This window comes from Streptomyces griseoviridis, from assembly GCF_005222485.1.
In the GTDB taxonomy this organism is placed as follows: Bacteria; Actinomycetota; Actinomycetes; order Streptomycetales; family Streptomycetaceae; genus Streptomyces; species Streptomyces hintoniae.
Map to the genome: position 1 here is coordinate 6,996,954 of NZ_CP029078.1, position 22,787 is coordinate 7,019,740.

Consider the following 22,787-nt stretch of genomic DNA (forward strand, 5'->3'; position numbering starts at 1 on the left):
CAGCCAATATCCTCCGCTCTATGGCCTTGAATCCGCGATATCGGTAGTCTCCGGCGTCATGACTGACGACCGGCTCCCCGTGACCGACCTCACCCGCCACCGTCGGCTGCGCGCCCAGGGCAGCCTGGACCGGGCCGACCTCGACGCGATCCTGGACGCCGGGTTCGTCTGCCATCTCGGGGTGCTGGTCGAGGGGCGGCCGATGGTCGTGCCGACCGTCTACGGCCGCGAGGGGCGCGTGCTCTACCTGCACGGGTCCGTCGCCAGCCGCAGCCTGGCCGGTGACGGCCCGGTCTGCGTCACCGTCACCCACGTCGACGGCCTGGTCCTCGCCCGCTCCGTCTTCGAGCACGGCGTCAACTACCGCAGCGCCATGATCCACGGCGTCCCGCGCACCGTCACCGACCCCGACGAGAAACTCGCCGGCCTGCGCACCCTCACCGAGCACAGCGCGCCGGGGCAGTGGGCGTACGCCCGCCTCCCCAGCCGCGGGGAACTCGCCGCCACCACCCTGCTCGCCCTCGCCCTCGACGAGGCGTCCGTCAAGATCCGCACCGGCGGCCCCGACGACGGCGAAGGACCCGACGCCGCCCTCGGCCTCTGGGCCGGCACCCTGCCGCTCACCGCCGTCTGGGGCGCACCCGAGGCCGATCCGCTGCTGCCGCCGGGCACCGCCGTACCCGCGCACATCGCCCGCAGGTCCGGCGCGACGCACGCCACACCGACCCCCGATCCGCACGCCCAGAGCGACGGGGCATACCGTGAGGAGTCGAACGCCTGAGCCGGGAGGAGAGATCGGGATGGGCAGCCGTACCGCACTGGTCGAAGATCTGATGGAGCGGTTCCCGCACGTACCGCGGGAGGCCGTCTTCAAGGAGGACCTGCTGCGCGGCGGAGTCGCCTTCGACCCGTCCGCGCTCAGCGACAACGAATCCGGCGAGGTCAAGCCGAAGTCGTACTTCATCTTCTCCTTCGACCACGGCACCCTGCCGGAGCTGGGCGAGGCCGCGCTGCGCCGGCCGCCGGAGGAGATCATCCTCACCGGCGGCCCCTACGACCTGCGGCGCACCGTGGTGTCGGTCCGGGTGAACCCGGCCTCGCCGTACCGGGTGGCCGCCGACGACGACGGGGTGCTCGGCCTCTACCTGGACGGCAAGCGGATCTCCGACGTGGGCGTGCCGCCGATGCCGGAGTACTACCGGCACAAGCTCTCCAACGGGAAGTCCGTGATGGAGGTGGCCCCGACCATCCAGTGGGGCTACCTGATCTACCTCACCGTCTTCCGGGTCTGCCAGTACTTCGGCGCCAAGGAGGAGTGCCAGTACTGCGACATCAACCACAACTGGCGCCAGCACAAGGCGGCGGGCCGGCCGTACACCGGGGTCAAGGACGTCGAGGAGGTCCTGGAGGCCCTGGAGATCATCGACCGGTACGACACCCAGAAGGCGTCCACCGCCTACACGTTGACCGGCGGCGCGATCACCAAGACCGTCTCGGGCCGCGACGAGGCCGACTTCTACGGCCACTACGCCAAGGCCATCGAGGAGCGCTTCCCCGGCCGTTGGATCGGCAAGGTGGTGGCGCAGGCGCTGCCGCGCGACGACGTGCAGCGGTTCAAGGACTACGGCGTGCAGATCTACCACCCCAACTACGAGGTGTGGGACGAGTATCTGTTCAAGATGTACTGCCCCGGCAAGGAGCGGTACGTCGGCCGTGACGAGTGGCACAAGCGCATCCTCGACTCCGCCGAGATCTTCGGCGCCCGCAACGTGATCCCCAACTTCGTGGCGGGCGTGGAGATGGCCGAGCCGTTCGGGTTCACCACCGTCGACGAGGCCATCGCGTCGACCACCGAGGGGCTGCGGTTCTTCATGTCCCAGGGGATCACGCCCCGCTTCACCACCTGGTGCCCCGAGCCGACGACACCGCTCGGGAAGGCCAACCCGCAGGGCGCGCCGCTGGAGTACCACATCCGGCTCCTGGAGGCCTACCGCGCCACCATGGACGACTTCGGTCTCGCCTCCCCGCCCGGCTACGGCCCGCCGGGACCGGGCCGCGCGGTGTTCTCCGTCAGCTCCTTCATGGACAGCCTCCCGGAGCGGCCCGCGGACGACGAGCAGGTGGCCGCCCGGACGTGAGGTGACCGGGCCCTTCCCGGACGACGCCGCGATCGCTATCGTCCGGGACCGGTTCGCACGCGAGCCGGTGTGCGCGGGGAGGGTGTGCGGGGAGGGCGTGCGGGGCGGGCGTGCGGGGCGGGGGAGTGCGGCCGGTTAGCGCGGGACGGACCCGGACCGGACAGACCCGGACCGGACGGACCCGTACCGGACGGACCCGTACCGGACAGGCAAGGACCGGACCGATGCGGACCGTGTCGGTACGATCGCGATCGATACGGCGTGGCGTTCCGCCCGTAACCCACCGGGGCACACCGGAGACCTCCCCGCGGAGGCCCTCCGGACCCGCTCCGGACCCGCTCCGGACCCGCTCCGGACCCGCTCCGGACCCGCTCATGTCCACCGGCCCCCACCCGGGGCCACCGCCGGGACACTCCCGGTAACCAGATTTGAATAGCGCGCTTGTCAGTTGTGTGGAAGACGTGAAAGGCTCTGGGTCTGCCGCGAGGTTCCCCACAACTCCGTTGCCAATAAGGCGAGTTGACCTCGCATGTGGATGCAGGAGACTCATGCCCGACCTGCCGACCCCGAAGGACGCCGCCGAGGCCGCGCTGTTCTCGGAGTGCTGGGACGCGGTCCTTTCCTACGCCGACCTGTGCACCGCGGGCTCCACCGCGGCCACACGGCTGGCCGAGGAGGCGTTCGCCCTCGGTATACGCGAGGCCCGCGCCGCCGAGAGCGCGACCGTCCGCGCCACCGGCCGCCGTTCCCCCCGACTGCCCGTCATCCCCCTGCTGTTGACCGCCGTCCGCACCACCGCGGCCGCCTGGGAGACCGGCGGAAAGGGCCACGATCTCGACCCCGACCTGAGACTGTGGCTCAACTCCGACAAGGCCGCGCGCTACACCGGCCCCCCGCTCAGCCGCCCGCTCGCCCTGCGCGGACTGCGCGACCTCCAGGAACCGGACGCCGCGCTGCTCTGGCTGGCCGAGGTCGAGACGCTGCCGCTGACCGTCGTCGCCCGCCGCCTCGGCCTCGACCCGGCCGTCGTCGGCGACGAACTCGCCCAGGTCCGCGGCCTGTTCAGGGACCGCTGCCACCGCGCCCACCTCGACAGCCCGATGACCGCGCACTGCCGCAGCTACGCCGGGCTCCTCGACGTCGTCACCCGCTCGCCCGCCACCGACATCCCCGAGGACCTCTCCCGTCACCTCTCCCGGTGCGTCGACTGCGCGGAGGCCGCGGCCTGTCTGCGCCCGCACGGCGGCGGACTGCCCGTCGCCCTGGTCGGCGGCGTCATCGGCTGGGGCGGCCTCGCCTACCTGGAGCGCCGCCGCCGGGCCGCCGAGGTTCGCCTCGGCGTCGGACGCCCCGAACCCGCGGAGGGCGACGGCGCCGACCCCGGGTCCGGCACGCAGCGCGCCCGCGTCGTGCGCACCAGCCTGCTCGCCGCCGCCGTCGTGGTGTCGCTGCTCGCCCTCGCCGTGTCGATGATGCCGTTCGGCGGCTCCGACATGGACGACTCCGCGGGCACCACCCCCAGCGGCCGACGCCAGGCGCCCGCGCCCCTGCCGTCGTCGCCGTCCTACACCACCCCCGAGGCGACCTCCTCGCCGCCGCCGACCACCGACGGGTCGCCGGCCGACGACGGGCACGGCGAGGAACCCCAGGGCACCTCGTCGGCCACCGCGGGCGGCGCGGGCCCGGACGGCGACGGCCCGGCACCCTGCGAGTTCGCCTTCGACCTGGTCAACCAGTGGCCCGACGGCTTCCAGGCCACCCTCACCCTCACCACCGCCGACGCCCTCGACGGCTGGCGGGTCGCCTGGACCTTCGGCGACGGCCAGCGGGTCGGCCAGATGTGGGACGCCAACGTCGCCCAGAGCGGTTCCCGCGTCACCGCGACCGCCGCCGACTACAACAAGGCGGTCCCCGCGGGCGGCACCCTCTCCTTCGGCTTCCTCGCGAGCTGGAAGGGGAAGAACGCCCCGCCGTACGACGTCGCGCTCAACGGGCGGGAGTGCGCGAAAACCGGTTGACGCACAGCCGCCGCGACCGGTTACCTAGGTCGCGGCTCCCCTTGCCCGGGGATCACCACAGGAACGAGAAGGCACGAGAAGGCACGAGAAGGAACGGAGGTGTCGACCGATGACTGTCCTTGCGACGGGCGCTGCCCGCATCCAGTACGTCAAGTCCACCTCCGTGGCCACCGGCTGACGACCTCTCACGCGCCGGGGCCCGCCTTGTGAAGGGTCACCCCTTGTCTTCCACCGGTTCTACCGGCTCCACCCGTTCCGTCCGTTCCGCCCGTGCGACCAGTACGTCCGCTCCCGTCGCCTCCGCCGCCGCCCACTCCGCGCTCACCCCCTACGGCTGGGACGACGCCTGGGAAGCCGCGTTCGTCCCGTACGGCGAGCGGGGTCTGCTGCCCGGCCGGGTCCTGCGGGTCGATCGGGGACGCTGCGACGTCGTCACCCCGGTCGGCGTCGTCCACGCCGACACCGAGTTCGTCGTGCCCCGCGACCCCATGAAGGTCGTCTGCACCGGGGACTGGGCCGCCGTGGACCCCGAAGGCGGCGACCCCCGGTACGTCCGCGCACTGCTGCCCCGCCGCACCGCCTTCGTCCGCTCCACCTCGTCCAAGCGGTCCGAGGGGCAGATCCTCGCCGCCAACGTCGACCACGTCATCGTCGCGATCTCCCTCGCCGTCGAACTCGACCTCGGGCGCGTCGAACGGTTCCTCGCGCTGGCCTGGGAGTCCGGCGCCCAGCCCGTCGTCGTGCTCACCAAATCCGACCTGGTGTCCGACCCGACCGTCCTCTCCCACCTCGTCGAGGACGTCCGGACCACCGCACCCGGCGTCCCCGTCGTCGCCGTCAGCGCCCTGTACGACGACGGACTCGACGGCCTCCTCCCGCTCACCGGCGGCGGCACCTCCGTGCTGCTCGGGACGTCCGGCGCGGGCAAGTCCACCCTCGCCAACGCGCTCGTCGGCGCCGATGTGATGGACACCGGCGACACCCGCGACGTGGACGGGAAGGGACGGCACACCACCACCACCCGCAACCTCTTCGCCCTGCCGGGCGGGGGCGTCCTGATCGACACCCCAGGGCTGCGGGGCGTCGGCCTCTGGGACGCGGGGACCGGCGTCGGACAGGTCTTCACCGAGATCGAGGAACTCGCCGCCGACTGCCGCTTCCACGACTGCGCCCACGAGGCCGAGCCGCACTGCGCGGTGCGCGCCGCGATCGACTCGGGCGACCTTCCCGAACGCCGTCTGGCGAGCTACCGCAAGCTGCTGCGGGAGAACCAGCGGATCGTCGCCAAGACGGACGCCAGGCTCCGCGCGGAGGTCCGCAAGGAGTGGAAGCGGAAGGGCGCCGAGGGGCGCGCGGCGATGGAGATGAAGCGGGGGAAGACGCGCTTCTAGCGGCAGCGGTGATGGGGGAGGGGGCGGTGGCAGGTGAGGTTCTGGAGGTTCCAGGGGTCTGGGGCCTCCGGCCTTCGCCCCCTCAAGGTCCCCGGCCTTCGCCCCCTCACGGCCTCCGTCCCCCCAGCGTCGTGCCCGATTCCCGCCAGTCCCGTGCCCCCGCGTCGTCGACACTGGACGGTGTGATGGACGAGGACAGCAGGTTCGAAGCGGTACGCAGCCGGGACGCCCGGTTCGACGGGGCGTTCTTCTTCGGGGTGCGCACCACCGGCATCTACTGCCGGCCCAGCTGCCCCGCCCTGACCCCCAAACGGCGCAACGTACGGTTCTTCGCGACGGCCGCCGCCGCGCAGGGCTCCGGGTTCCGGGCCTGCCGGCGGTGCCGTCCCGACGCCGTGCCCGGCTCCGCCGACTGGAACGTCCGCGCGGACGTCGTCGGCCGCGCCGTACGCCTCATCGGCGACGGCGTGGTCGACCGCGAAGGGGTCGCCGGGCTCGCCGCCCGCCTCGGCTACAGCGCCCGGCAGGTGCAGCGCCAGCTCACCGCCGAACTGGGCGCGGGCCCCGTCGCCCTCGCCCGCGCCCAGCGCGCCCACACCGCGCGGGTCCTCACCCAGACCACCGAGCTGCCGATCACCGAGATCGCGTTCGCCTCAGGGTTCGCCAGCGTCCGCCAGTTCAACGACACGATCCGGGCCGTGTACGCGGCCACCCCCAGCGAGCTGCGCGCCGCCGCCCCGCAGCGGGACCTGCGGACGGCGACGCCCGCCGCCACCGGGATACCGCTGCGCCTCGCCCACCGCGGCCCCTACCGCGCGGGCCCCGTCTTCGACCTGCTCGCCGCCGAGGCCGTGGCCGGCGTGGACGAGGTGACCGGCGCACCCGGGCGGCGCGTCCACCGCCGTACCCTGCGCCTCCCGCACGGCACCGGCGTCGCCGCCGTCCACGAACGCGCCCGCACCTCACGGGCCGCGCCCGGCGCCCACCCCGGCGGCTGGCTCGACGCCCGCCTGCACCTCACCGACCCCCGCGACCTCACCACCGCCGTACAGCGGCTGCGCCGCCTGTTCGACCTGGACGCCGACCCCTGGGCCGTCGACGAACGCCTCGGCGCCGATCCCCGGCTCGCCCCGCTCGTCGCCGCCCGGCCAGGACTGCGCTCGCCAGGCGCCGCCGACCCCGACGAACTCGCCGTCCGCGCCCTCGTCGGCCCCGCCGTCGCCGGCCGGCTCGTCCGCGCCCACGGCAAGCCCCTCGACACCCCGCACGGCGGCCTCACCCACCTCTTCCCCGAACCCGCCGTCCTCGCCGAGGCCCTGCCGCACGGCACCCTCGGCGCCCTCACCGCGGCCCTCGCCGACGGCCGCCTGCGCCTCGACCCGGGCGCCGACCGCGACAGCGCCGAGGCCGCCCTGCTCGCCGTGCCCGGCATGGACGCGGCCACCGCGGCCACCGTCCGCACCCGCGCCCTCGGCGACCCCGACGTCGCCCCACCAGGAACCGACCTGCCCGACAGCTGGCGCCCCTGGCGCTCGTACGCACTGCACCACCTGCGCGCCGCAGGGGAGTTGGAGACACCATGACCACGCTCGTCCACCACACCACCGTCGAGAGCCCGGTCGGACCGCTGCTGCTGACCGCGGACGACGACGGCGCCCTGACCTCGCTCTCGGTCTCCGGCCAGAAGAACGGCCGTACCGTCCAGGAGAGTTGGCGCCACACCCCGGACCTCTTCCGGCTCGCGGAGGAACAGCTCGCCGCCTACTTCGCCGGTGACCTCACCGACTTCAGCCTCGACATCCGCACCGAGGGCAGCGCGTTCCGGGAGAAGGTGTGGGCGGCCATCGACGCCGTCCCGTACGGCGCCACCACCAGCTACGGCGAGATCGCCGCCCGGGTCGGCGCCTCCCGGGCCGCCGTCCGGGCCGTCGGCGGCGCCACCGGCGCCAACCCGCTGCTCATCGTCCGCCCCTGCCACCGGGTGATCGGCGCCGACGGCTCCCTCACCGGCTACGCGGGCGGCCTGGAGACCAAGGTGCGGCTGCTCTCCCTGGAAGGCGTGATCGGCGCCCGCCCCGGCCTCAGCCCCAGATGACCGCGCCCAGCCAGGCCCCCGCGATCAGCAGACAGGCGAACAGCTCCGTCAGCACGCTCGAACCGCCCGAGCGCATCGCCGTCCGCACGGCGGCCTTCGCCTCCGCGTGCCGGCCGAGCCGCAGGCGTTCGCCGACGTAGATGCCGGCCATGAAACCGGGGATCGCGCCCACCACCGGCACCAGCACGAAACCCAGCAGCGCGCCGAGCCCCGCGGACACCGCCATCCGGGGGGTGGCGCCGCTCTCGCGCAGCCGTCTTGGCGGCAGCGTCCAGCGGATCACCTGGGCGACGAACAGCGCCAGGGTGGCCCCGACCAGCACGGCCCAGGCCAGCGTCTTGGGGTCCTTCAACGCCCACCACAGCACCGCCGCCCACACCAGCCACGATCCCGGCACTCCGGGCACCAGTACTCCGCACAGGCCGAGCAGGAGCACCAGACCGACCATCAGGAGGTCCCACACGCCCATCGGACCAGCATGCAGGACACCCGGGGAAGCCGCAGGTCAGGAGGGGGCGGCCGGGGCCACCCGGACGCACCTCGCCCGCCGTCCGCCGCGCGTTCCCCGGCCCGAATTTCCCGATGCCCCGTTTCCGACGGGGCATCGGGGTGGAAAATCAGGGGCATGAGCCAGCAGGGGGAAGGGTCCACCGGTCCCGACGACGACTGGTGGGGGCAGCTGTACGACGACTCCACCCAGGACACGGGCCCGGCCGCCGCGCCCGATTCCCTCGACGACCGTTTCGCCTCGGCGTCGGGCGCGGTGAAGGGGGCCGCCGGGACGGGGCCCGAGGGCGCCACCGAGTCTCTGGGCACGGGGACGGTGGGGCCTGGGCCTACGGGATCCGTGGGCGCGGGGACGGCCGGGCCTGGGCCTACAGGGTGCGTGGGCGCGGGGCCTCGGGGCGCCGTCGCGCCGGGGGACGGCCAGGGTGGCGCGGTCTCACCGCCGGGTGACGGCCAGGGCGGCGCGGTCTCACCGCCGTCCGACTGGCCGACGTACACCCCGCGCACCAGTGGCCAGGCCGCGCCCGGCGCACCACGTCGGACCCCCTCCGCGACGCCCGGAGGTGGCGCGGGGCCCGCCGCTCCGACGGCCCCTGTGCCGCCAGCGATCCCTGTGCCTCCAGCGGCTCCAGCGGCTCCAGCGGCTCCAGGTACTCCTGCCTCTCAGGCTCCTTCCGTCCCTCCCGCTCCTCCCACCCCTCCCGTCTCCCAAGCACCCGCCGCACCCGTTGCTCCTCCCGTCCCTCCCGTCGTGTCCAGGCGTCGGCGGGCTCCCTGGGAGGCGCCCTCCGTCGCCTCGCCCGCGCCCGCCACCTTCGCCTCCGCCTCCGGGGGGCGGCCGGGGGCCGGGGGCGGGCCGGCCGGCGGTTCCGGGGTCGTGCCCGGCGCCACGCCCGTCGTCGCGCACGTCGGGTCGGGGCCGCCCACCTACGACGCCGAGCCCACCGCGCTGCCCGTCGCCGATCCCGACCGGCTCGACGACCTGGTCCCCGACACCGTGCTCGACGGCGCCCGGTTCGGCACCTCGACCGTGCGGGCCGTGTCCGTGCGGGGCGACTCCGCGCGCTACCGGGGCGAGCCGCGCCGCGACGCGCTGCTCACCGCCCGCTTCGGCACGGGCGACCACGCCCTCCTGCTGGTCGCGACGGCGACCGGCGCGCGGGCCACCCCGGGAGCCCACCGGGCCGCCGCCGAGGCGTGTCACTGGATCGGCCGAGCGGTCGGCCGCAGTCACGCCCGGCTCTCCGAGGACATCAGGGCCGGCCGTCGCGGCGACCTCAAATCGGGACTGCACCGGCTGACCGACCGCACCCTCGGCAGGCTCCGCGCCAGCGCCGTCGAACAGGGTGTCGACCCCGACGAGTACGCGGCGAGCCTGCGCTGCCTGCTGCTGCCCGCCGACCCCGACTGCCGCACCCGGATCTTCTTCGGCGTCGGCACCGGCGGCCTCTTCCGGCTCAGGGACGGCGACTGGCAGGACATCGAGCCCCGGGTCACCGACGCCGTCGGCGAGCCCGTCGTCGGCTTCGGCTCGCCGCCCGCCGAGACCCCCGAGGGCGACCGGCTCACCCTGGACCTCGGCATCCCGGCCCCGCCGAGCCCGTACGAACCCGCGCCAGGACCGCCGCGCGCGCCCTTCCGGTTCCGCGCCTCGGTAGCCCGCCCGGGTGACACGCTCCTGATGTGCAGCGACGGCCTCGCGGAGCCCCTGCGCGGCGAACCCGAACTCTGCCGTCACCTGTCCGGCCGCTGGGCGGGGGCGGCCCCGCCCGGTCTCGCCGCCTTCCTCGCCGACGCCCAGGTCCGGGTCAAGGGGTACTCGGACGACCGTACGGCGGCCGCCGTGTGGGAGGCGTGAGCGCGCGGGCTGTGAATTCATGGAACCCAGAGGGATCAGGGATCTGAGGAGACCGAAGGGGCACACGAGAGCCATGGCCAAGCAGAACGTCGCCGAACAGTTCGTCGACATCCTCGTCCGCGCCGGAGTGGAACGCCTCTACGGCGTCGTCGGCGACAGCCTCAACCCCGTCGTGGACGCGGTGCGCCGAAACTCGGCCATCGACTGGGTGCACGTCCGCCACGAGGAGACCGCCGCCTTCGCGGCCGGCGCGGAGGCGCAGATCACCGGGAAGCTCACCGCGTGCGCCGGCTCCTGCGGACCGGGCAACCTCCACCTCATCAACGGGCTCTACGACGCGCACCGCTCGATGGCCCCCGTGCTCGCCCTCGCCTCGCAGATCCCGTCGAGCGAGATCGGCCTCGGCTACTTCCAGGAGACCCACCCGGACCGGCTGTTCACCGAGTGCAGCCACTACTGCGAGCTGATCTCCAGCCCGCAGCAGATGCCCCGGCTGCTCCAGAGCGCCATCCAGCACGCCGTCGGCCAGTCCGGCGTCAGCGTCGTCTCCCTCCCCGGTGACATCGCCTCCGAGGCAGCCCCCGACAAACCCGTGGAGACCGCCCTCGTCACCTCCCGGCCCACGGTCCGACCGGGCGACGCCGAGATCGACCAGCTCGTCGACCTCATCGACCGCGCCCGGCGGGTCACCCTGTTCTGCGGCAGCGGCACGGCCGGCGCGCACGCCGAGGTCATGGAGTTCGCCGAGAAGATCAAGTCGCCGGTCGGGCACGCGCTGCGCGGCAAGGAGTGGATCCAGTACGACAACCCGTACGACGTCGGCATGAGCGGACTGCTCGGGTACGGCGCCGCCTACGAAGCCACCCACGAGTGTGATCTGCTCATCCTGCTGGGCACCGACTTCCCGTACAACGCGTTCCTGCCCGACGACGTGAAGATCGCCCAGGTCGACGTCCGCCCCGAACGCCTCGGCCGGCGCTCGAAGTTGGACCTCGCCGTCTGGGGCGATGTGCGCGAGACGCTGCGCTGTCTCACCCCGCGTGTGAAGCCCAAGGAGAACCGGCGCTTCCTCGACAAGATGCTCAAGAAACACGCCGACGCGCTGGAGGGCGTCGTCAAGGCGTACACCAGGAAGGTCGAGAAGCACGTCCCGATCCACCCCGAGTACGTGGCGTCCGTCCTCGACGAACTCGCCGCCGAGGACGCCGTGTTCACCGTCGACACCGGCATGTGCAACGTCTGGGCGGCCCGCTACATCACGCCCAACGGCCGCCGCCGGGTGATCGGTTCGTTCTCCCACGGCTCGATGGCGAACGCGCTGCCGATGGCGATCGGCGCCCAGTTCACCGACAGGGAGCGGCAGGTCGTCTCGATGTCGGGGGACGGCGGGTTCTCCATGCTGATGGGCGACTTCCTCACCCTGGTCCAGTACGACCTCCCGGTGAAGGTCGTCCTCTTCAACAACTCCTCCCTCGGCATGGTCGAGTTGGAGATGCTGGTCGCGGGACTGCCCTCCTACGGCACCACCAACAAGAACCCGGACTTCTCCGCCGTCGCCCGCGCCTGCGGCGCCTACGGTGTGCGGGTGGAGAAGCCCAAGGATCTCCCGGGCGCGCTGAAGGCGGCGTTCAAGCACAAGGGCCCGGCCCTCGTCGACATCGTCACCGACCCCAACGCCCTGTCCATCCCTCCGAAGATCAGCAGCGACATGGTCACCGGGTTCGCCCTCTCCGCGTCGAAGATCGTCCTGGACGGCGGGGTCGGCCGGATGCTCCAGATGGCCCGCTCCAACATCCGCAACGTGCCCCGGCCCTGACCCTCCGCTGCCCCTCCCGACTCCTCCGCTCAGCCGTCGTACGGCATCCACTGCCGCTGGGAGCCGCTCGACCCGTACCAGTAGCGGGGCAGGCCCTTGATGCTGGTGGTGTGGAAGGGGCGGCCGTGGTCGTCGACGCGGGTGGTGCCGGTGCGGCCCTGCGAGGACCAGTCCAGCTCCAGGTACCAGGTCGCGTCGTACCGTTCGGTCTCCGCCGTCACCAGCAGCACCTCAGGGTCGGAGGCGGAGACCCGGTAGGGGAAGCGGACGGCGGGGATCGGGTGCTCGCCGTCCGCGCCCGCGACCGAGCGGGCGATCGGGCGGTCGACGTCCAGGTTCACCGCGAAGGCGCGCGGCGTCAGCGAACCGCCGCAGCCCTGGTCCATCGCGTAGGCGTTGCCCCCGAGCGGCGCCCCCCGCCCGGCCACCCGGACCCGAAGTGCCTCCAGGACCACGGCCGTCGACGACTTCCCCTGCACCGAGATCCTGACCATCGTCTGGTGCCCGTGCACGGCGCCCTGCGTCGCCGCCCAGCCGGCCGCGTCCTGCTGCACCGGGGGCGGCGGGACCTGCCGTGGCTCCTTGGCGATGACGTAGTCGTGGCCGCAGCCCTGCTGCCAGACCTGCGAGTCGGCCGTCCAGGTGAGCGGCGTGCCCGCGGGGTTCGCGCCGCCGTCGGGAGCCTTCCCGTCGCGCTCCCGCCGCTTTTCTGCGGCGGGGGAGAGGGACCGCGAGGAGGGCGCCGGGGTCGGCGAGGCCGCCGACGCCGACCCTGATGTCGGGGACGGCGTCGAGGTCGGGGAGGACGACGCCGTCGGGGAAGCGGAACCGCCGGACGGCGACCCGGTGGAGCCGGGCGCGGCACCCGCCGTCGTCCCGGTCCTGGGGTGGTCCGAGGGCCGGGGCGCCAGACTGCCGAGCGTCACCAGCAGCACGGTGGCGGCGGCGGCCCCGACCAGCATCCTGCGGCGACGGAACCAGGCGGCGGGGCTGGTGGCGGGTGTGCCGGCGGGGGTGCTGGCGGGGGTGGCGGCGGGAGCGGCGAAAGCGGCCGGGGACACCGGAGAGTCGGGAGTGGCGGGGGAGTCGGCAGGGGCTGAGGAGACGGGAGGGGCTGAGGAGACAGGGAGGTCGAGGGAGACGGGAGGGGCTGAGGAGATGGAGGGGTCGGGGGAGACGGGAGGGTCTGAGGAGGGGGAAGGGTCGGAAGGGACCGGGGAGACCGCGGTGGCCTCGGAGGCCGGTTCCGGTGGCTTCGGGCGTTGTCTGGCCGCCACCGCCAGCAGCCACACCCGGTGCAGCTCGTGCCGTTCCGCCGCCGTCGCCTCGCAGAACGCCGCAGGCCGTTCCACCGGCGCGAACTCCTGCGGTACCGCCTCGCCCGCGCAGTAGCGGTGCAGGGTCGAGGTGTTCATGGCGAGGCGTCTGGCCAGCGAACCGTAGCTGCGGCCCGTGCGCGCCTTGAGCAGCCGCAGCAGCGCCGCGAACTCCTCGACGTCGTCCTGACTCGTCACCGTACCCCCGTAGTGTCGCGTTCCGGCATCCCAGGGTGCCCATGTACCTGCACGTCAGAGGGGCTGGGATGGTTCCAGCCCGACGGAGGGGGCGCCGGCTGTTGCGGGCGGCCCGCGGTACGGCTGATGCTTCTGGTGCCGCACCGAACCGGCCGGCCGACCAACCGGCGGTGGCGCGGCCCACGGCATCCGGCTCCCTCGCGCCCGTCGACGTCCGACGGCGCGGGAGTTCGACTCGTCGCTCTCATCCACTCGCTCACGTACGCATCCACGGGGGACCTCCATGCCCAACCGCACCAGGACAGGCGCGCTCTTCCTGCTCGCCGCCACCGGCCTCGGCGCCGTCTGCGCCGGGCCGGCCGGCGCCGTCGGCCGGACTCCCGGGTTCCTCGCCGCCCGGGACCTCCCGCCGCACCCGTCGTCCGTCTGGACGGCCGGCCGCGTCCTGCCCGGCGTCGCGGAGGCGACCGGGCACGACACCTGCCTGAAGGACGCCCTCGCGGGCCGGGACGACACCTGGCACCGGGACTTCCGCACCGACCTCGACGCCGGCGCCCGGCAGACCAGCGTCGTGCTGCCCGACAGCGGCTCGGCCGAGGCCCTCGCCGACCGGATCGCCCGGGAGATCCGGTCCTGCCCGGCCAGGATCGAGCGGCACCGGCCGGACATCAAGGCGGCGCTCAAGGACTACGGCAGGGTCGACGTCGAGGACGGCGCGCATCTCTACGGCCTCCACACCGACACCGCCTGGGGCGCCCAGGACATCCGGCTGCTGTCCGTCGGACGGGACGGACGCACCGTCACCGTCGTCGACTGGACGCAGCTCGGCGGCTTCCCGGACGCGCCCGTGGGGGCCTTCCGGACGACGACGATGACCGCCGTCGGCAAGCTGCGCTGACCCGCACCCACCAGGGGCCGCCCTCCCGCACGGCAGTCGGGCGGGCGGCCCCGCCTTCGCACGCCTCCGCCTGACCACCCCCACCCAGACCCACGCACATACGCACACAGACACCCACACGGATCCAGGGGAACAATCATGAACGGCAAGCACCGCACCGCCCGTCGCACCGTCCTCGCCTGCGCGCTCGCCCTCGGGCTCGGCCTCGGCGTGGTGGCCGAGGCGTCCGCCGGAGCGCCGCGCAGCGTCAGCGGCGCGTCGTCCGACAACCTCACCCGGATAGCCGACTTCTACGGCACCTACATAGACGCCGTCACCGACGAGAACAGCGGCGGCCTGCCGGACGGGCTGCGCGCCCACTACCTCAGCACCGCCTTCCAGAAGCGGCTGGCCGCGTGGGAGAGCCGGGAGCACGCCAACGGGGTGCTGCGCGCGCAGGACGTCCCCGCCGCCTGGAAGGTGACCGAGCGGGGGACCAACGCGGCCGGCACCACCGAAGCCGTCGTCACGCTGACCTGGGGCGGCGGCGTCACCACCGAGGTGGTCGTCGACATGAACCGGGATCACCGGATCTTCCGTATCGGGGACACCGTCTGACGGACGACGAGAGGGGCGCGACCCGTAGGTCGCGCCCCTCTCATGTCATGCCCTCCCCGTCCGGGCTAGCCGAACTGCTGCTCGAGATCCTTGAGCTTGCGCTCCAGGGAGTCGAGTCGCGGCAGAGCCATTGTGTCGTCCTCCGCGGTGAGGTCGACGGTCATGTCCGAACCGCCTTTGCGTACCGGCTGGAGCGACGGCCGGGAACGGACCGGGAGAGCTTCCGCAGCGGGTATCGCGGGCTCCGTTCCGGTCGCCGGAGCGGGCTCCAGTGCCTCCATCTGCCGGCCGCGGCCGATGAAGCCGCGGTGGCCCCGGCTGATCGCCTTGAGCTGGGCGCGGTCCATGCGCTCCTTGTCGCGGCGGCGCAGTCGGGTCTGCTCCTTCTCGCGCTGGTCCTCGCGGACCTCGTCGACCGCCTCGTCCAGGCTGCGCACGTTCTCCAGCAGCATGAGCGACCACGCCTTGTAGGTCTCGCGGGGCGCCCGCAGCCACCGGACTATGCGGATCTGGGGCAGCGGACGGGGCACCAGGCCCTGCTCGCGGAGCGCGGCGCGACGGGTCTGCTTCAGCGCGCGGTCGAACAGCACCGCGGCCGAGAGGGACATGCCCGCGAAGAAGTGCGGGGCGCCGTCGTGACCGAGACCCCTGGGCGCGTGCACCCAGTTGAACCAGGCGGCGGCACCCGCGAACGTCCACACCAGTATCCGGGAGCCGAGGGCCGCGTCACCGTGGCTGGCCTCGCGCACGGCGAGGACGGAGCAGAACATCGCCGCGCCGTCCAGGCCGAACGGCACCAGGTACTGCCAGCCGTCGGACAGGCCCAGGTTCTGCTCACCGAAGCCGACGAGCCCCTTGAAGGAGAGCGCGGCGGCGACGGCCGCACAGCAGAACAGAAGGACGTAGGAGGCCCAGCCGTATATGGCCTCCTTGCGCCTGCGGCGCTCCTCGCTCCGCTCCCAGGAATCCTCGGTCTTCGCGTGCTCCCCGGACCGCTTGCTGCGTGCCAGCACCGCAACCGCCGCCAGCATGCCCAGGAGCAGTACGGCGCCCGGAAGCAGCCAATTCAGCGATATGTCGGTCAGTCTCATCTGGGGTCCCTTGCATTGGGATAGGGCGTAACGCCCGCCATAGTGGCCCAATTCCACCGGCCCTCAGGGGGTTTCGGGGCAAGAGGCCGCCAAGGAAGTGCAAGGGGATGCCCTGGGCGGCGTTCTGCTCGAACTGCCGCTTGAGGGGCGGGAGTTGAGTTCGAATAAGACTACCCGTACGGGTGGTTCAACGGAAAGTTCCCGCGTCAGGTGAGGAAGTTGTGAAGTACCTGTAATCAAAGCGACGCGAGGAAGTTGCCGTAGCCGATGTCTTGTTCGCGTCGATCTTACGGGACGCCGGGGGGTGCTCCGTCCTGAGGGTGCCTCAAGCTGCCGCGTGCGCAGTGAGTTTGGCGATCCGGTCGGCGTCGCAGGTGCGCGGGCACGTCACGCAGGTGTCCTCGGGGCGCAGTGTGTAGAACAGGCAGCAGCTCGCCCGGTCCCGGGTCGGCAGCCGCCGCCCCGTCGGCGTGGCCAGCTCGCGGAACGCCGCCGAGCCGACGAACGGGAGCGTCGCGCCCGGCAGCAGCCGCTTCAGCTCGGCCGTCGCCCGCGCCTCCTCGCCGAGCAGCCCGGCCACGTACCAGAGGCCCTCCACGACCTCGTCCGTCGCCATGCCCCACAGCGCGCGGCCCCGGCGGCGCATCCTCGGGCCGAACGCCGCGAGCACCGGCTCCAGATGCTCGGCCACCGCCGCCCGCACCTCGGCGTCGAGCGCCTCCTCGTCGGCCACCACCCGCGCCTCAGGGCGGCCGGCCGCCGGGTCGTCCGGGAGGCACGCGAAGCCCGCCGCGCGCACCGCGAGCCGGCCCATCGCCAGCTCCGGGACCGTGCGGTCGTAGGACACCTGGGTCACCGGGTAGCGCGGCACCCGGCGCAGCAGGAACCACGGGACGGTGATCAGCAGGCAGACCGGCCACGCGTACCGGTGCAGGCCGAAGCTCGCGGTCACGTCCGGGCGGGCCCGCGTGCCGTGATCCCGCCGTATCTGCGCGTCGTCCCAGTCGAGGAACGTGTCCATCGCCTGACCCGGCCGGGTCAGGGAGGCGCCGGTGATCCAGCCCCCGCCGTCCGGCTGGGCGGCGCCCGGGGGCAGCTCCTGTATGCGCAGCGAGGGCAGCGCGGTGGCGAGACGGTCGTACGCGTCCGTGAGCGCCGAGGGGGGCACGGGCATGCGGGGGCCACCGTTCCACGAGGTGAGGCGTGAATCTGTAGGTAAGCCTAGCCTTACCCATTCTGGGTGGGATTTGAACTGGTGGCCGATGGGCCTAGGGTGCTTGACGGGTGAGGGCAACCCGTCGTAATGACCTCAAGTACCGACACGTCCGGAGGAGGGCCCGTGGAGCAGCGTGCTGAGCGTGCGCAGAGGGTCGCCGGGGTGGTTCGGGTACCGGCGCAGCCGGGGGCCGCGGACGGGGGGCGGGGGGAGCGGGGCTCGCGGGAGCGGGGTGAGCGGGGCTCCCGGGAGTCGGGTGAGCCGGGTGAGCGTAGTGAGCACTCGTACTGCGCGCCCGTCGCGCCTCGGGCCCGGTCCGTCGTGCGGCGGTCCTCCGTGCGGGGGCAGATACTCGACGCCCTGCGGGCCGCCCTCGCGGGAGGTGAGCTGACGCCGGGCGACGTGTACTCGGCGCCCGCCCTCGGGGAGCGGTTCGGGGTCTCCGCCACGCCGGTGCGGGAAGCCATGCAGCAGCTCGCGCTCGAAGGCGCCGTCGAGGTGGTGCCCAACCGCGGGTTCCGGGTCGTCGCGCGCGGGGTGCGGGAGCTGTCGGAACTGGCGGAGGTGCGGGCGCTCATCGAGGTGCCCGTGGTGCTCGGCCTCGCCCGCGCGGTGGCCGTCGAGCGGTGGGCCGAGCTGCGGCCGCTCGCCGAGGCCGGTGTCCGGGCCGCGTCGTCGGGGTGCCGGGTCGCCTACGGAGAAGCCGACCGGGCGTTCCACCGAGCGGTGCTCGGGCTCTCCGGGAACCGTCAGCTCGTCCAGATCGCCGACGACCTCCAGCGGCGGGTGCAGGTGCCTGTCGGCGACGGGCGGCTCGACCTGGTCAGCGACGCGGCCGAGCACCAGGCGCTGCTGGACGCGCTGATCGCGCGGGACGACGTGCTGGTGCGGGTGCTGGTGGAGTCGCACTTCGGCGGGGTGCGGTGACGGGGGTTCGCTCGGTGGGGGTGGGGCGGGGGCGGGCGGCTCGGCGTAGCGCGGGGGGTCTGGTGCGGCGGGTCTGGTGCGGGGATCTCGTGCGGCGGGTCTCGTGCGGGGGTTCGGGTGTGGCGGGCTGTGGTTCGGTGGGTCCGGTGCGGCTGCGTGGCCCGGTCGCTCTGTGGTTCGTGGGTCGGGGCCGCGTGGGTGCGGCGAATCCGCCGCTTCTCGGGCCCTTGGGTCTCTCGTCCTGTTCTACTCGGGTGGTAACCGGCTAGGCGGCGGATTTCGCCGCACCCCCGCCGCCCACTTCCGTCGTCTCGCGGCCTCCCCCCGGCGGGGGACCTGGCCTGGGCCGGCCGCTTCCGGCGTTGCGCGGCTACGCCGGGGTGGGTGGGGTCAGTTGGCGGGCCAGCCAGGTGGGGACTCCGCCCAGGAGGCGGAAGAGGCGGCGGGCCTCCTCGCGCAGGCGGGACGCCTCCGGTTCCGACTCCGCGTCCGCCAGTGACGCCAGTGCCGGTGCCGTGCCCACCAGGTAGCCCAACTCCTCGCGGATCCTGAGGGATTCGGCGAAGCCGTGCCGTGCCTCCGCCAACTCGCCCTCCCGCAGGGACAGTCCGGCCAGGTGGCGCCAGGTGAAGGAGAGGAGGAGCGGGTCGGGGTTGGCCGTGGCGCCCGCGTGGGCCCTGCGGTAGGCGGCGCGGGCCGCCTGCGGTGAGGACGTCAGGTTCTCCGCCAGCAGGCCCCTGCGGAAGTCCAGGAGGGCGCGGGCGGGGGCGCCCGGCGGAATCAGGGCCGCCGCCCTGCCCAGGGCCGCCCTCGCCTCGTCGGCCCGGTCGCGGACGCCGTGCAGCGTTGCCGCGTAGGCGAGTTGGCCGCGTTCGCAGGCCGCCGCGCCCCGCTCGTCGTCGGCGTGGGCCTGCGCCTCGGCCGTGCGCAGGGCGTCCTCCGCGTCCTGCCAGCCCTGTTCCGTGTACAGGCAGCGCTCCACCAGGAGCGACGCCCGTTGGAGCGATCCCGCCGGGGTGTCCGCCGGGAGCAGGGCCGCCGCGTCCGCCCAGCAGGCGCGGGAGCGCAGCCGCCATACCGCGGTCTGGAGCGGATCGTCGCCTTCGGTCGTTCCGGCACCAGACATGGCGGTGTGCGCCACGTTGCCCTCCCCTAGCGCGCCATCGAGCCTGTTGAGTGGTGGCGGCATCTCAGCATGGATCGCGGGTGGGGCCAAGAGGGTGGGTGAAAGATTTCACAAAGTCGTGTGATCAGCTCATGCGCAGCGCGAGGAAGAAATCGAGCTTGTCCTCAAGGCGCGACAGGTCACGGCCCGTCAACTGCTCGATTCGCCCGACCCGGTAGCGCAGCGTGTTGACGTGGAGGTGGAGCCGGGCCGCGCAGCGGGTCCATGAGCCGTCGCAGTCGAGGAACGCCTCCAGGGTGGGGATCAGTTCGGCCCGGTGGCGGCGGTCGTACCCGCGGAGCGGGTCGAGGAGCCGGGCGGTGAAGGCGCGGCGCACGTCGTCGGGGACGAACGGGAGCAGCAGCACGTGCGAGGCCAGTTCCTGGTGGCCGGCCGCCGAGACCCGGCCGGGACGGGCCGCCGCCACCCGGCGGGCGTGCCTGGCCTCCTCCAGGGCGCCGCGCAGCCCCTCCGCCGAGTGCACGGCGGCGCTGACGCCCAGGGTCACCTGGCCGTCGTCGGCGAGGCCGGCGGCGAGCGGTTCCCGTACCGACGCCAGGAGCTGATCGGCGTGGATGCCGGACTCCGAGCCGTCGTGCTCGGCCGACACGGCGGGCAGCGGGACCAGGGCGACGGCCTCCTCGCCGGTGTGCGCGACGGCGATCCGGTCGGACGGTTCGGGGCCGGTGGCCAGTGGGTCGACGAGGATCTCCTCCAGGAGCGACTGGGCGGTCGGGCCCGGCTCGATCGCGTCGCCGTCGGTCCACTCGACCCTGGCCACCACCACCTGCCAGTGCGGGGCCGCCCCGAGGCCGGGGAGCAGGACGGGGGCCGCCACCCGCAGGCGGGCCGCGATCTCGGCCGGGGCCGCGCCCGCCTGGACGAGTTCGAGGACCTCCTGGGCGAGCCTGCGGCGGACCGTGCGGGCCGCGTCGCGCCGGTCCTGTTCCACCGCTATCAGCTGGGTGACGCCCTGGAGCAGGTCGAGGCGCTCGTCCGGCCAGTCGCCCGCGTCGGCCTCCACGGCCAGCAGCCAGTCCGACAGGACCGTCTCCCGCACGTCCCGCGACGCCCGCGGGGTGCGCCCGCCGCGGATCGGGAAGAGGGAGAAGTGCGCCTGGCCGACGGCGACCCGGTGCGGGCCGCGCCGTCCGGTGCGGGCCGCCGCCAGGTGCTCGGCCGCGAGCCGCGCGCACAGGTCGCCCGCGAGGGCCGCGCCCTTGGGGCCCGCTATCAGGCGGCCGGTCGGGGAGAGCACCCAGGCCCGCAGGTCCAGGTCGCTGCCCAGCAGGTCGAGCACCACGTCGGGGCCGCCGCCCGCGGGGCCCGACGTCATCATCCTGCGGTGCCGGTCCACCACGGCCGCCAGGTCGCCCGCGCGCTCGCCCGACACCTGGCGCACGACGTGTTCGGTGATCGTCGCGAAGGCCACGGACTCGTGGACGGCGAAGAGGGGGAGCCGGTGGCGGGCGCAGGCCTCGACGAGGTCGTCGGGGACGGCGCCGAGCTCGGCCTCGCCGGCCGCGAGCGCGGACACCCCGGCCTGCACCAGGAGGTGGACGAAGGGGTCGGAGTCCGCCGCTCCGCCGCGCCAGGCCAGGCCCGTGAGGACCAGTTCGCCGCCGGACAGATAGCGGCTGGGGTCCCGTAGGTCGGTGGTCATCACGCCGCGTACCGTGCGGTCCAGCTCGTCCTCGCCGCCGAGCAGCCGCAGGCCCAGCGCGTCGGTGTCCAGCAGTGCGCGCAGCCGCATTCTCGTCGCCGCCGTTCTTGTCTCGAAACTTACGATGGGTGGGGGGCGCCCGTCGCGGCGGGGCCCGGTGGGGGCGGGCTTGAACCGTTCGCCCGACTGACCGGGTGTTTCCTGTGTTTCCACAGGAGAACCAGGACGTTACTGAGGGCCTCCGTTCATATGAATCTACAAGATGCCCGGCCTGGCCAGCCAACTCCTTCATGGTTTCGGTGACTGACCCCGCTGGAGTACGCCGCTGTGTACTGAGCCCACTCCACGTAAACAGCTCATGAACGAGCCGGGCCCGCCGCACCCGATCTGGCTCGATCCGAACGATCACGCGACGACGACAGAGAGCCGGTCATGGACTTCCTTCGCCCCGCCAGCTGGGAGGAGGCGCTCGCCGCGAAGGCCGAGCACCCCGCCGCTGTGCCGATTGCGGGTGGCACCGATGTGATGGTCGAGATCAACTTCGACCACCGTCGGCCCGAGTACCTCCTCGACCTCACCCGCATCGGTGATCTCTACGAATGGCAGGACGCCGGCGACAGCGTACGGCTCGGGGCCTCCGTGCCCTACACCCGGATCATGGAGCGGCTCCGCACCGAGCTGCCCGGCCTGGCCCTCGCCTCGCACACCGTGGCCTCCCCGCAGATCCGCAACCGCGGCGGCGTCGGCGGCAACCTCGGCACCGCCTCCCCGGCCGGTGACGCCCACCCCGCCCTGCTCGCCGCGGGCGCCCAGGTCGAGGCCGAGTCGGTGCGCGGCTCCCGGCTCATCCCCATCGACGACTTCTACACCGGCGTCAAGCGCAACGCCCTCGCCCCCGACGAACTCATCCGCGCCGTGCACGTCACGAAGGCCGAAGGACCCCAGCAGTACGCCAAGGTCGGCACCCGCAACGCCATGGTCATCGCCGTCTGCGCCTTCGGCCTCGCCCTGCATCCGCGCACCCGCACCGTCCGCACCGGCATCGGCTCCGCCGCGCCCACCCCGGTGCGCGCCCGCACCGCCGAGGAGTTCCTGAACGCCGCGCTCGACGAGGGCCGCTTCTGGGACAACGGCAAGGTCATCACCCCCTCGGTCGTCAAGCAGTTCGCCGACCTGTGCGCCGGCGCCTGCAACCCGATCGACGACGTCCGCGGCACCGCGAGCTACCGGCGGCACGCCGTCGGTGTGCTGGCCCGCAGGACACTCACCTGGACCTGGGAGTCGTACCGCGGCTCCCGGCGCCTCACGGAGGGAGCCGCGTAATGCGCGTCAACTTCACCGTCAACGGACGTCCGCAGGAGGCCGACGACGTCTGGGAGGGCGAGTCCCTCCTGTACGTGCTGCGCGAGCGGCTCGGCCTCCCCGGCTCCAAGAACGCCTGCGAACAGGGCGAGTGCGGCTCCTGCACGGTCCGCCTCGACGACGTCCCGGTCTGCTCCTGCCTGGTCGCCGCCGGGCAGGCCGAGGGCCGCGACGTGGTCACCGTCGAAGGACTCGCCGACCACGCCCGCAGGCGCTCCTGCGGCGACGCCCCGGGGACCTCGCTGGACGCGGCCCGCGGCTGGCAGCCCAAGGGCACCGGCCCTGCCACCGGCGACGACCCCGAACTCGCCCCCGTCCAGCAGGCGTTCATCGACGCGGGCGCCGTCCAGTGCGGCTTCTGCACCCCCGGCCTGCTGGTCGCGGCCGACGAACTCCTCGAACACCACCCGAACCCGAGCGACGCCGACATCCGCGAGGCGCTGTCCGGCAACCTGTGCCGCTGCACCGGCTACGAGAAGATCATGGACGCCGTGCGGCTGGCCGCCGCCCGACAGGGAGAGGGGGCCTGAC

General features: G+C 73.5%; 19 protein-coding genes. 13 read left to right on the forward strand and 6 right to left on the reverse strand.

The window, feature by feature from the left end:
* Nucleotides 1-58 precede the first annotated feature (58 nt).
* The 6 genes from DDJ31_RS30330 to DDJ31_RS30355 all read left to right on the forward strand — a co-directional run bounded on the left by DDJ31_RS30330 (nt 59) and on the right by DDJ31_RS30355 (nt 7,642).
* Complete coding sequence (locus DDJ31_RS30330) at nt 59-781, forward strand: pyridoxamine 5'-phosphate oxidase family protein (RefSeq protein ID WP_127177210.1); 723 nt, start codon at nt 59-61, stop codon at nt 779-781.
* A 19-nt stretch (nt 782-800) separates the two neighbouring features.
* Nucleotides 801-2,138 carry a radical SAM protein gene (locus DDJ31_RS30335; RefSeq protein ID WP_127177209.1) on the forward strand — a complete coding sequence of 446 codons (1,338 nt, stop codon included), beginning with the start codon at nt 801-803 and terminating at the stop codon, nt 2,136-2,138.
* A gap of 548 nt (nt 2,139-2,686) precedes the next feature.
* The gene (locus tag DDJ31_RS30340; protein ID WP_127177208.1) at nt 2,687-4,156 is read left to right on the forward strand and encodes a cellulose-binding domain-containing protein; all 1,470 of its coding nucleotides are present in this window, start codon (nt 2,687-2,689) and stop codon (nt 4,154-4,156) included.
* 221 nt (nt 4,157-4,377) lie between these two features.
* Nucleotides 4,378-5,547: a ribosome small subunit-dependent GTPase A gene (rsgA, locus tag DDJ31_RS30345; RefSeq protein WP_127177207.1), complete on the forward strand. Its 1,170-nt coding sequence runs from the start codon at nt 4,378-4,380 to the stop codon at nt 5,545-5,547.
* A 185-nt stretch (nt 5,548-5,732) separates the two neighbouring features.
* Entirely contained in the window at nt 5,733-7,130 is a 1,398-nt protein-coding gene (locus tag DDJ31_RS30350) for a bifunctional transcriptional activator/DNA repair enzyme AdaA (RefSeq protein WP_127182536.1), read from the forward strand.
* Nucleotides 7,127-7,642 (forward strand): methylated-DNA--[protein]-cysteine S-methyltransferase, encoded by a 516-nt coding sequence (locus DDJ31_RS30355; RefSeq protein ID WP_127177206.1) that lies wholly within the window; start codon nt 7,127-7,129, stop codon nt 7,640-7,642. Before DDJ31_RS30350 ends, DDJ31_RS30355 begins: the two co-directional genes overlap by 4 nt.
* Here DDJ31_RS30355 and DDJ31_RS30360 read toward each other — a convergent pair.
* Nucleotides 7,629-8,111 carry a DUF456 domain-containing protein gene (locus DDJ31_RS30360; RefSeq protein WP_127177205.1) on the reverse strand — a complete coding sequence of 161 codons (483 nt, stop codon included), beginning with the start codon at nt 8,109-8,111 and terminating at the stop codon, nt 7,629-7,631. The genes DDJ31_RS30355 and DDJ31_RS30360 overlap by 14 nt on opposite strands.
* Before the next feature lie 915 nt (nt 8,112-9,026).
* Here DDJ31_RS30360 and DDJ31_RS40105 point away from each other — a divergent pair.
* Both DDJ31_RS40105 and DDJ31_RS30370 read left to right on the forward strand, forming a co-directional pair.
* Complete coding sequence (locus DDJ31_RS40105) at nt 9,027-10,007, forward strand: protein phosphatase 2C domain-containing protein (RefSeq protein ID WP_431026961.1); 981 nt, start codon at nt 9,027-9,029, stop codon at nt 10,005-10,007.
* Nucleotides 10,008-10,080: 73 nt separating this feature from the next.
* Nucleotides 10,081-11,823 (forward strand): pyruvate dehydrogenase, encoded by a 1,743-nt coding sequence (locus DDJ31_RS30370; RefSeq protein ID WP_127177203.1) that lies wholly within the window; start codon nt 10,081-10,083, stop codon nt 11,821-11,823.
* A gap of 29 nt (nt 11,824-11,852) precedes the next feature.
* Here the strand turns inward: DDJ31_RS30370 and DDJ31_RS30375 are convergent, their stop codons facing one another.
* On the reverse strand, nt 11,853-13,337 hold the full coding sequence (locus DDJ31_RS30375; RefSeq protein WP_127177202.1) for a helix-turn-helix domain-containing protein: 1,485 nt from the start codon (nt 13,335-13,337) through the stop codon (nt 11,853-11,855).
* 283 nt (nt 13,338-13,620) lie between these two features.
* Between DDJ31_RS30375 and DDJ31_RS30380 the strand changes: the two genes are divergently transcribed.
* Both DDJ31_RS30380 and DDJ31_RS30385 read left to right on the forward strand, forming a co-directional pair.
* Nucleotides 13,621-14,235: a hypothetical protein gene (locus tag DDJ31_RS30380; protein ID WP_127177201.1), complete on the forward strand. Its 615-nt coding sequence runs from the start codon at nt 13,621-13,623 to the stop codon at nt 14,233-14,235.
* A gap of 138 nt (nt 14,236-14,373) precedes the next feature.
* Entirely contained in the window at nt 14,374-14,832 is a 459-nt protein-coding gene (locus DDJ31_RS30385; RefSeq protein WP_127177200.1) for a hypothetical protein, read from the forward strand.
* Nucleotides 14,833-14,897: 65 nt separating this feature from the next.
* Here the strand turns inward: DDJ31_RS30385 and DDJ31_RS30390 are convergent, their stop codons facing one another.
* Nucleotides 14,898-15,923 carry a DUF2637 domain-containing protein gene (locus tag DDJ31_RS30390; protein WP_127177199.1) on the reverse strand — a complete coding sequence of 342 codons (1,026 nt, stop codon included), beginning with the start codon at nt 15,921-15,923 and terminating at the stop codon, nt 14,898-14,900.
* Between the two features lie 325 nt (nt 15,924-16,248).
* Nucleotides 16,249-17,097, reverse strand: a complete 849-nt coding sequence (locus tag DDJ31_RS30395; RefSeq protein WP_127177198.1) for a (2Fe-2S)-binding protein — start codon at nt 17,095-17,097, stop codon at nt 16,249-16,251.
* 129 nt (nt 17,098-17,226) lie between these two features.
* On the opposite strand from DDJ31_RS30395, the gene DDJ31_RS30400 reads away from it, so the two are divergent.
* The gene (locus tag DDJ31_RS30400) at nt 17,227-18,066 is read left to right on the forward strand and encodes a GntR family transcriptional regulator (protein WP_127177197.1); all 840 of its coding nucleotides are present in this window, start codon (nt 17,227-17,229) and stop codon (nt 18,064-18,066) included.
* A gap of 370 nt (nt 18,067-18,436) precedes the next feature.
* Here the strand turns inward: DDJ31_RS30400 and DDJ31_RS30405 are convergent, their stop codons facing one another.
* Together DDJ31_RS30405 and DDJ31_RS30410 are read right to left on the reverse strand one after the other, a co-directional pair.
* Nucleotides 18,437-19,207: a hypothetical protein gene (locus DDJ31_RS30405; RefSeq protein ID WP_127177196.1), complete on the reverse strand. Its 771-nt coding sequence runs from the start codon at nt 19,205-19,207 to the stop codon at nt 18,437-18,439.
* Between the two features lie 109 nt (nt 19,208-19,316).
* Nucleotides 19,317-20,984 (reverse strand): PucR family transcriptional regulator, encoded by a 1,668-nt coding sequence (locus DDJ31_RS30410; protein ID WP_127177195.1) that lies wholly within the window; start codon nt 20,982-20,984, stop codon nt 19,317-19,319.
* 342 nt (nt 20,985-21,326) lie between these two features.
* Here DDJ31_RS30410 and DDJ31_RS30415 point away from each other — a divergent pair, with 342 nt between their 5' ends.
* Entirely contained in the window at nt 21,327-22,217 is an 891-nt protein-coding gene (locus DDJ31_RS30415; RefSeq protein ID WP_127177194.1) for an FAD binding domain-containing protein, read from the forward strand.
* Nucleotides 22,217-22,786, forward strand: a complete 570-nt coding sequence (locus DDJ31_RS30420; RefSeq protein WP_127177193.1) for a (2Fe-2S)-binding protein — start codon at nt 22,217-22,219, stop codon at nt 22,784-22,786. The genes DDJ31_RS30415 and DDJ31_RS30420 overlap by 1 nt, the downstream gene beginning before the upstream one ends.
* The last annotated feature ends 1 nt before the right edge of the window (nt 22,787 follow it).

What these genes read in the sequence shown, in the direction of transcription:
- DDJ31_RS30370 (WP_127177203.1), top strand. Translation starts at nt 10,081, where the DNA reads ATGGCCAAGCAGAACGTCGCCGAACAGTTCGTCGACATCCTCGTCCGC.
- DDJ31_RS30400 (WP_127177197.1), top strand. Translation starts at nt 17,227, where the DNA reads ATGACCTCAAGTACCGACACGTCCGGAGGAGGGCCCGTGGAGCAGCGT.
- DDJ31_RS30360 (WP_127177205.1), bottom strand. Translation starts at nt 8,111, where the DNA reads ATGGGCGTGTGGGACCTCCTGATGGTCGGTCTGGTGCTCCTGCTCGGC.
- DDJ31_RS30420 (WP_127177193.1), top strand. Translation starts at nt 22,217, where the DNA reads ATGCGCGTCAACTTCACCGTCAACGGACGTCCGCAGGAGGCCGACGAC.
- DDJ31_RS30340 (WP_127177208.1), top strand. Translation starts at nt 2,687, where the DNA reads ATGCCCGACCTGCCGACCCCGAAGGACGCCGCCGAGGCCGCGCTGTTC.
- DDJ31_RS30355 (WP_127177206.1), top strand. Translation starts at nt 7,127, where the DNA reads ATGACCACGCTCGTCCACCACACCACCGTCGAGAGCCCGGTCGGACCG.
- DDJ31_RS30380 (WP_127177201.1), top strand. Translation starts at nt 13,621, where the DNA reads ATGCCCAACCGCACCAGGACAGGCGCGCTCTTCCTGCTCGCCGCCACC.
- DDJ31_RS30410 (WP_127177195.1), bottom strand. Translation starts at nt 20,984, where the DNA reads ATGCGGCTGCGCGCACTGCTGGACACCGACGCGCTGGGCCTGCGGCTG.
- DDJ31_RS30390 (WP_127177199.1), bottom strand. Translation starts at nt 15,923, where the DNA reads ATGAGACTGACCGACATATCGCTGAATTGGCTGCTTCCGGGCGCCGTA.
- DDJ31_RS30335 (WP_127177209.1), top strand. Translation starts at nt 801, where the DNA reads ATGGGCAGCCGTACCGCACTGGTCGAAGATCTGATGGAGCGGTTCCCG.
- DDJ31_RS30350 (WP_127182536.1), top strand. Translation starts at nt 5,733, where the DNA reads ATGGACGAGGACAGCAGGTTCGAAGCGGTACGCAGCCGGGACGCCCGG.
- DDJ31_RS30395 (WP_127177198.1), bottom strand. Translation starts at nt 17,097, where the DNA reads ATGCCCGTGCCCCCCTCGGCGCTCACGGACGCGTACGACCGTCTCGCC.
- DDJ31_RS30385 (WP_127177200.1), top strand. Translation starts at nt 14,374, where the DNA reads ATGAACGGCAAGCACCGCACCGCCCGTCGCACCGTCCTCGCCTGCGCG.
- DDJ31_RS30415 (WP_127177194.1), top strand. Translation starts at nt 21,327, where the DNA reads ATGGACTTCCTTCGCCCCGCCAGCTGGGAGGAGGCGCTCGCCGCGAAG.
- DDJ31_RS30330 (WP_127177210.1), top strand. Translation starts at nt 59, where the DNA reads ATGACTGACGACCGGCTCCCCGTGACCGACCTCACCCGCCACCGTCGG.